Genomic DNA, 7,930 nt, shown 5'->3' on the forward strand with positions numbered 1-7,930 from the left:
CTCTTGTCCACAGAATTGAGGGGGTCAAGACGTTTGCTGGATCAAAAGCGACGGTTTCTTTTTACGCTAAAGCCAATACCAACAAGCAAATTATCGTGAAGGGCACACAAGATTTCGGTTCAGGAGGAAGTCCTTCTACGCGAAACACGTTTGAAACGACATCTCCAATCACACTTTCTTCCAACTGGAAAAAATATTCTTATACGTTTACCATACCAGCAATATCCGGAAAATTTTTAGGGTCAAATTCCGATGATTATTTAGAAGTGGCCTTCTGGTTTCCCAATAACGACACCTACGTAATTGATCTGGCAGAGATGGTGTTTAATATCGGTGACGCTGCGCTACCTCTACAACCGCGAGAGGAAGCATTGGAACTGCTCCTTTGCCAACGCACATTCGAGAAGAGCTATGACGTGGAAACTCCACCCGGTTCAACCGGCACAATGCAGGGCATCTACAATCACGTAGGATCACCATCTACAGCTACGGGAATTGGGATTTTGGTTAATTTCAAGGTTCCTAAAAGATCCGTCCCAATCATTTCTCTTTATGATATGATCGGAAACGTTGGCAAATTGAGTAGTTGGAACGGTGGATCGCAGTCTAATAATTTGAGTGCTGCTATTGATCAAATATCAATGAATAAATTCAGGGTACTCGCGACGGTTTCTTCTGGAAACTATGAGCTTTATGGTCACTATACAGCTTCATGCGATCTTTAAAGAGGAGGGCGTCATTATGAAAATAATGCTTATGATTTCCATGCTTCTCTTTGGAGGTGGCGGCGGAACTCCTGCAACCTACCAAGCTAAAGCAGATCCGATTCCGGTTATATACGTGACAGACCTGTTTCATCCAAAGGACGACGCAGATGATGTTTATGATCTGGCAGCACTCTACGCCATGCCGCAGTTAGATATCAAAGGAATTATCCTGGAGCAAGGTAGAAAGCAGGATGATCGCTCTGGTGAATCTACTGTCAAGCAGATGAATTACATCACCAAACGGCAGGTTCCATTTGTAAAAGGGCTCGCGGATCCACTCCTCTCCCAAACAGACAAAGCGGAAATGCAGTCCAAAGACTACCAAGGCGGCGTTGAAATGATCCTCAGCACGCTTAGGAATTCTCCAAAACGTGTGAGCATCGTGACCGTTGGCAGCCTTCGCGATGTTGCCGCAGCCTACAATAGGGATCCGATTCTCTTCAAAAGCAAACTCGACCGCCTCTTTGTTTTTGCTGGAGACTCCTCCGCGGAGTTCGTAGAGTACAATGTCGAACTTGATCCATCCGCTTATGGACGAATGATGAATTCTGGGCTCAATATTTACTGGGTTCCTTGTTTTGACGGTGGAATGTGGTCTAACAATGGCCATGCTTCGTTTTGGAGAACTGAAAACCAGGATGACCTCCTCGAGGGGATTGATCCTAAATTGACTCGTTATTTCTTATACAATATTCAGGAAAAAACAGATGATCCTATCGCCTATTTGATGAAAAAGACGAGCTTCCCGGATCTAAAATCCGTCTATGGCGATTATCGAAACCTCTGGTGTACGGTGGTTTTCAAATCTCTTTTCGGAGTATATGATCGGGACCTATACGATTTTCTGCCCGTTAATGTACGATTTACAAACGAAGGATACGCAAAGTACGACGGAACCGGAAACCCTGTCATGAGATTCGAAGTTAGAGATAAGGAGCACTATTCGTCCAGGATGACCCAGGAAACAAATGAAATCTTGAAGCAAATTGCGAGCTGACATTTTTGTCGGCTCGTTTTATTTTGAGCAGGAGGCGAACTGAATGCCGATTGATCTAGAAAAGCTTCGTGCTGCCCAACAGCAGGCAGCCGCCAACGGTAGCGCCAAGGCACAGCAGGCGCTGGCAGCACAAGCAAACGGCGGCAACGCCTTAGGCGGTAGTGTGACACTGCAGAATCCGATCAGTCAGCCGAGCGGAGGCAGAATGACGACCTATGGAAGTTCACCGACTCCAACGCCAGCTCCTGCAGCTGTTTCTATGGCACCGACAACGAACTATGTCCAGCAGGCCACCAACGTCACTGGCAATGCCGGTACCGGTAAGCTCCTGAACGATATCCTGTATGCCAAGGATCAATACGATGCCGGGAATAAGGCGTGGGCGTCTCAAACCGCACAAGGCTTCTATTCCCAATTGGACCCTGCTTTGGCCAAGCAGGTTCAGGGGATGAACGCACAGCAACTGCGTGACTATATTGCTGGGCAATCGATGGCCCCGACAGCAAACGGGGGTTCACCGACACCTATGTCCAATGGGGTCCCCGTTTACTCTGGAATTCCATTGAGCGGCTCCGGAGTTTCAACTCCCAGCAATCCTTCAGCCAGTGCTCCAGCAACATACCAGCCTACTTATACTGGTCCAGACATGACTGCAATGAAGGATCAGCTCAATTCTCTTTATGACAATCGCCTGGCTGCGGAGACGCAAAAGCTGAGGGATGCGCTGGCCACGGCCCTTCAGGGCTATAGCGCACAGGAGACACAGGCGAAGCAATCAGCCTATGACAATCGAAATGCGGCAGACGTCGTCTCCATGCAAGGCCAACAGGCTATGGCAGAACAGATGGCAAATGCAGGTCTTACAGGGGATGGTCAAAACCTCACACTTGCTGCGTCGCAGGCTGCCAGCCGTCAGGGTGCTCTTACGGACATCAACCGGACGGAGACGAACGCGCTCCAAAATATCAGCGAACAGCGAGCTAACCTGCAGAACAACGCTGCTCAGAACGAGTTGGCGCTCACTCAGGCGGTCGGCGCAGACAAGGCAGCGGCTCTATTCGATTTGCTGAAATATGGGGATTCCCGAGCGTTCGATATGGATCAGGTCAATTACGGCCGTTACCGGGACGACATCAATCAGCAGTTCGCAGAAGATCAATTCGACTGGTCGAAGCTTATGCAGGAGGCTGGACTTACGGGAATGTATAACGGCCAGTCCACCATGGCGGGTAAGCAGCAGAACCTTGAGGCAGCATTAGCTTACTCCAATCTGACGGGCAAAGTTCTTGGCCCTCAGAGTGATTGGAGCGGGCTTTTGCGGCAGGCGTCTAACGGTTCTGCTCCGCTTAGCCTCGCTGGCCAGCAAGCGCAACTGCAAAGTAAGCAGGCGAACTTAGATGCCGCACTGTCAGTGGCGGGACTGACCGGGAATATTGTCAATCCCCAGGCGGACTGGACGGGCCTCTTCCGCCAGGCGGCCGCGGGAGGAAACGGTCAAACGATGGCTGCGCTGCAGCAGGCGTTCCAACAAGCGATGTCCCAACAGCAATACAATCGCGGTGTTTACGAGTCGGATCGGAACTATCAGCTTCAGTCGAGCGGTCAAAGCTTTGACCAGTGGCTGGCCAATCAAAATCTGCAGATGAATCAGGATAAAACCTATATCGATTATCTACAGGCTTCGAACGGTACCAACTCCCGAAGTGCTCAGCCAATTTCCTCAGCGGACGCAGGAAACATGCTGAAGCAGTCGCTCTCCAAGGTTATCGGCAACTCCAATGGAAAGGCCGTCTACGGTACCATTACCGACCCGACAGCCAGGGAGAAAGCATTCCTGGATGCCTACAATGCCAGTGGCATTTCCTCTGGCACGGATGCGGTCTCTATGCTCTCCAAAGCGGGATATACGTCTCAAGAGATTGCAAAGTACAAAGCCAAGTACCCGGAGGCTTTTCAGTAGGTGGCGGAGCAAGCGGCAACTACGCCACCGAAATCAACAAAGCAGCCGCGAAGTGGTCGGTCCCGGCCAATATCATTTCGGCCGTCATCTCCGCGGAGAGCAGCGGCAATCCGAAAGCAGTGAGCAGTGCTGGTGCGCAAGGGCTTATGCAACTCATGCCGGCGACAGCCAAAGGACTTGGCGTCACAAACTCCTTCGACCCCGCCCAGAACATCAACGGCGGGGTTCAGTATTTGAAGGGGCTGCTCGACACGTACGACGGCAATCTGGCGAAGGCGCTTGCCGGTTACAATGCCGGCGGAAATCGGGTTAAAAAGGCGGTAGCCCAGCACGGTAGCAACTGGCTCGCATACATGCCGCAGGAAACTCAAGGCTATGTCAGTAAGATCATGAAAACCCTGAACGGAGGTTGATGATAGTGGCTCTGCAATACCGTCCGGACAACTGGCAAGAAGAGCTGCGACAGAAAGGTACTGCTGCCCGGGAACTAATCGTCCAACAATTCACCGCGCCAGCAACTACTCAGCGTCAGCCTTTAACTTATCGTCCGGATCCGGAACAGATTCGTGATCAGGAGATTCGTGATCAGTTATTTTCCATGAGCAACCCTTGGGCGATAAGAGACAAGATAACGGAATTGGCGACGCCGAAGAAGTATGTTTCGGCTGAACCATTTGAATTTGATCCATTCAAGCGTGCTGCAGCTCTCACGAAGCAACCGGAGCGGAAGACGCTGCCCGGCATGATCCAGATCCCGGAGATGCATTACAAGACGAACTCCACGCCCTGGCAGCAATTCGTCGAGGATTTGCAGGACTTGCCGATCTACCGGGCTGGGGCGACGCTGCAGGAAGGGATCAAGAACGCGACGAGCCTGAAGGAGCCAACCTTCAAGGAATCAACCGGGAATCCCAAGTTCGACAAGATTCTCCGAGCCATAGGTGGAGGCGGAGCCGAGCTGACGAATGGTCTCATGGCTGGCGGTCCGGCAATGGGCAGCGGTGTCATCGCGGGCAAGGTCGAACAAGCGGCGGCGACAAAGTTACCCGGTGTGGCCGCGCGCATACTGGGCGGGGCGGCGGAAGGCTCGGTAACGAACGTTGCGACAGGAATGGCCAATAACCAAACCGATCCCGGAGAGATTGCCAATCTTGCCGTTACTGGAGCAGCCCTTGGCGGTGGACTCAGCGGTGTCGTTGAAGGCATTGCAAAGATTCCCGCTGCTGTCCGATACGCTAAACAGGCTCCCTTGCGAAAAGAAATCGATTCATTCATCGAGCGGACCAACGCGCCGGCAGCTACGGAATCCGTATCGGCTCCTCCGGCAGCTCGCATTGAGCGGAACATCAGCGGATCGTCAGCCGCGGTGGACTCGAAGGGAATTGAGTTGGCTGGCAACCTGAACCGGTATGAACGGCTGCAGCAGCAGTATGGCCAGGCCGTCGAAGACCAGTATCAGTATCTCAAGCAGTCCTTGGCTGAGCGCGGTGGCGTCCGGCAGGGTGGCCTTGTACAGAACGCAGATGGCGAAGTGACCGGGCGGTTCGGCCGGCAGTCGGAGAACCCGCGCTGGTATCGCGACTTCTTCGCGGAGAAAGGCCGGAAGCCTTCGGACAAGGAGCTCCGGCAGCTCGCGGTGAAGCACGTCAACGAGGGCTTTGCCGACGACATGGGCGATGTGCCTCCGTGGAGACCAGCTGATATCGAGGACATTGATGGGGAACTGGCGGCAATCAAGCAGGCTGCTCCGACGATCGCGGACCCAGCGGAGCGGGCAGCGGTACAGCAGGTAGCAGACTCCCTGCAGGCTAGCCGGGACCAAATCAAGCGCCAACTGCCGGAGGGATCGCAGGCGCGCGTCGCGGTTCCGGTGCCTGGCGGTGCCGGCGCAGTTCCAGCAGCGGGGGGCGGTGTCCACCGGCGGGAAGACGATCTCCCGCGTGCAGGTCGTCGAGAGCATTCGCAAAAACCTCGGGGCGACGATCGACACTGGGCGCATGGGCGTCTCGCGGCAGAAGGTGCTTGGCTTGTACAAGGTGAAGCCTGAGGTCATCCGGACCGGGTATGCCGAAGACTTGGACACGATCGCGCATGAGGTCGGCCATCACCTCGACAAGAAGTTCGAGCTTAAGCAAAACCGCGCGCTCGAGCAAGAACTGCTCGACATGATGGACCAGGTCGGCGTCCACGACTACAGGCAGTATCCGCGCAGCGAGTGGTTCGACGAGGGCATCGCGGAGTTCTTCCGCGTCTACCTCGCCGATCCGCAGCAGGCGAAGCAGCTCGCTCCTCGGTTCGGTGACTTCCTCAACTCGACGCTTCCGGCGAAGATGCAGCGCGGTCTCGTGCGCGTCCAGAAGGACATGCAGACGTGGCTGCAGCAAGGGGACTACGAGCAGGCGAAGGGCTTGATCGAGATGAATGGAGGGCAGAAGCAGCGGCGCTGGAACTGGAGCAAGTTCTATACGCAGGCGTTCGACGACTTAAACCCGTTGCGGCTTGCCGAGCTCGCGCTGACGGGCAAAATTGGGCAGGGGGCCAAGTCGCTTTATAAGCTGGCCCGAATCAGCCGCGGCGTGCCGGAGCGGGCGAAGATGGCCGTCACGCGCGGGATCTTCGACAGCCAAGGTAACAAGCTCAGCGAGGGCATGGCGAAGATCGTCCGGCCGCTTGAAGAAATCGGAATGAGCGAGCATGACTTCGCGACCTACCTGGCCGTTCGGCACGCGATCGACCTTCGGCGCCTCGGCAAGGAGACGCCGTTCACACCGGCGCAAATGTCGGAGGTGATGAGCCGCTGGGACAGCAATCCTGTCGTGAAGCAGGCGCATCAGCAGATCATGCAGTACAATGATGCGCTGCTGAGCATCCTGCAGGATGCCGGTGTCGTCTCCAAGCAGGGTGTACAGGAGATGAAGCGGCTCTACCCGAACTACGTACCCTTCATGCGCTACTTTGATGACGACGGCGTGGCCGGCTTCAAGAACGGTGGCTACGGCGCGTCAAAGGCGTTCGCGAACATTACGACGCCTATCCGGAAGATGACTGAAGAGGGCAGCCAGCGAAGCATCATCAACCCGTTCGAGTCTATGATCAAGAATACGTTCCTCGTTATGAACTCGGCCGCAAAAAACAAGGTTGGACAGCGGCTCGCAGCCCTTGCGGACGTCGATGGTGCCGGCGCTTGGGTCGAAAGGGTGCCGGGCCAGAAGTCAGGCAAGGAGCACATCATCGACGTCTACGAAAACGGCAAGAAGATCGCGTACAAGGTGCGGAATCCAGACCTATACAACGCCATGCTCTCGCTGGACGACGAATCTACGAACAGCCTGTTGCGCTTCCTTGGAGGAGCTGCTGGAATGTTGCGGGCAGGTGCGACGCTGACGCCCGAGTTCATCATTCGGAACGCTTTCCGCGATGTAGTTAGCGCCATCGTCAACAGCACCAAATACGGCTTTAACCCGATCGACTTCTTCAAAGGACTCGGTCACGTCGTCGGAAAGACAGACATCTATGAGAAATTCGTGAACAGCGGCGGCGCGATGGGAACGATGATGTCGCTTGATCGGGATGCCAGCAGGGAGGCGATGCAGGCCGTGTTCCGGCAGAGCTGGCGGGACAAGGCGGCGACCACCGTCACCTCGCCGGCGGAGCTGGCCAAGCTGCTGAGCGGATACAAGGCATTGAAAGGGACAGTCGGCCTGCTGCGGGCCGGCGCGGAAATCTCCGAGCTCTCGACTAAGGTCGGCGTCTTCAACAAGGCGCTGAGGAAGACGGGCGATATCGAGGAGGCCGCGTATACGGCCAAGGATCTGATGGACTTTAACCGGGCTGGCAGCGCAATTCGTTCGGCGAACCGCTCGATCGCGTTCCTGAATGCCTCGCTCCAGGGCACGGACAAGATGGTTCGTGCTTTCAAGGAAAACCCGGCTTCCTTCCTGGTGCGCGCGTTCGCAACACTCGTGCTGCCCGCGGCCGGACTCTATTACTGGAACCGGACGCAGCTGAGCGATGAGGAGCGGGCAACGTTCGAGAACATCCCGCAGAACCAGAAAGACAACTTCTTCATCATCGGTATCCCCAGAACGGGCGAGTTTGTCCGGATCCCGAAGCCGTTCGAAGCCGGCATGCTGTTCGCGACGAGCACGGAGCGGTTCCTCGGCTGGTTGGAGGAGAACGATCCGGAAGCCTACGACCTACGCCAAG

At 55.1% G+C, this 7,930-nt stretch carries 6 protein-coding genes; all 6 read left to right on the top strand.

What is annotated here, in order from left to right:
- A partial coding sequence (locus BN871_RS28230) for a carbohydrate binding domain-containing protein (protein WP_198158015.1) occupies nucleotides 1-725 on the top strand: 725 nt, incomplete at its 5' end.
- A gap of 16 nt (nucleotides 726-741) precedes the next feature.
- Nucleotides 742-1,764 (top strand): nucleoside hydrolase, encoded by a 1,023-nt coding sequence (locus BN871_RS05655; protein ID WP_198158016.1) that lies wholly within the window; start codon nucleotides 742-744, stop codon nucleotides 1,762-1,764.
- A gap of 43 nt (nucleotides 1,765-1,807) precedes the next feature.
- Nucleotides 1,808-3,724, top strand: a complete 1,917-nt coding sequence (locus BN871_RS28840) for a hypothetical protein (RefSeq protein WP_048744958.1) — start codon at nucleotides 1,808-1,810, stop codon at nucleotides 3,722-3,724.
- Nucleotides 3,725-3,756: 32 nt separating this feature from the next.
- On the top strand, nucleotides 3,757-4,137 hold the full coding sequence (locus BN871_RS28845) for a lytic transglycosylase domain-containing protein (protein WP_269745406.1): 381 nt from the start codon (nucleotides 3,757-3,759) through the stop codon (nucleotides 4,135-4,137).
- Between the two features lie 5 nt (nucleotides 4,138-4,142).
- Nucleotides 4,143-5,771 carry a hypothetical protein gene (locus BN871_RS28850; protein WP_232312834.1) on the top strand — a complete coding sequence of 543 codons (1,629 nt, stop codon included), beginning with the start codon at nucleotides 4,143-4,145 and terminating at the stop codon, nucleotides 5,769-5,771.
- A gap of 1,855 nt (nucleotides 5,772-7,626) precedes the next feature.
- Nucleotides 7,627-7,930, top strand: a 304-nt coding sequence (locus tag BN871_RS28855; RefSeq protein ID WP_232312838.1) for an LPD38 domain-containing protein, incomplete at its 3' end; no start/stop codon positions are given.

Source organism: Paenibacillus sp. P22, from assembly GCF_000469945.2.
In the GTDB taxonomy this organism is placed as follows: domain Bacteria; phylum Bacillota; class Bacilli; order Paenibacillales; family Paenibacillaceae; genus Paenibacillus_O; species Paenibacillus_O humicus.

Excerpts from the sequence above, each read along its gene's own strand:
- BN871_RS05655 (WP_198158016.1), top strand. The coding sequence starts at position 742 with ATGAAAATAATGCTTATGATTTCCATGCTTCTCTTTGGAGGTGGCGGC.
- BN871_RS28840 (WP_048744958.1), top strand. The coding sequence starts at position 1,808 with ATGCCGATTGATCTAGAAAAGCTTCGTGCTGCCCAACAGCAGGCAGCC.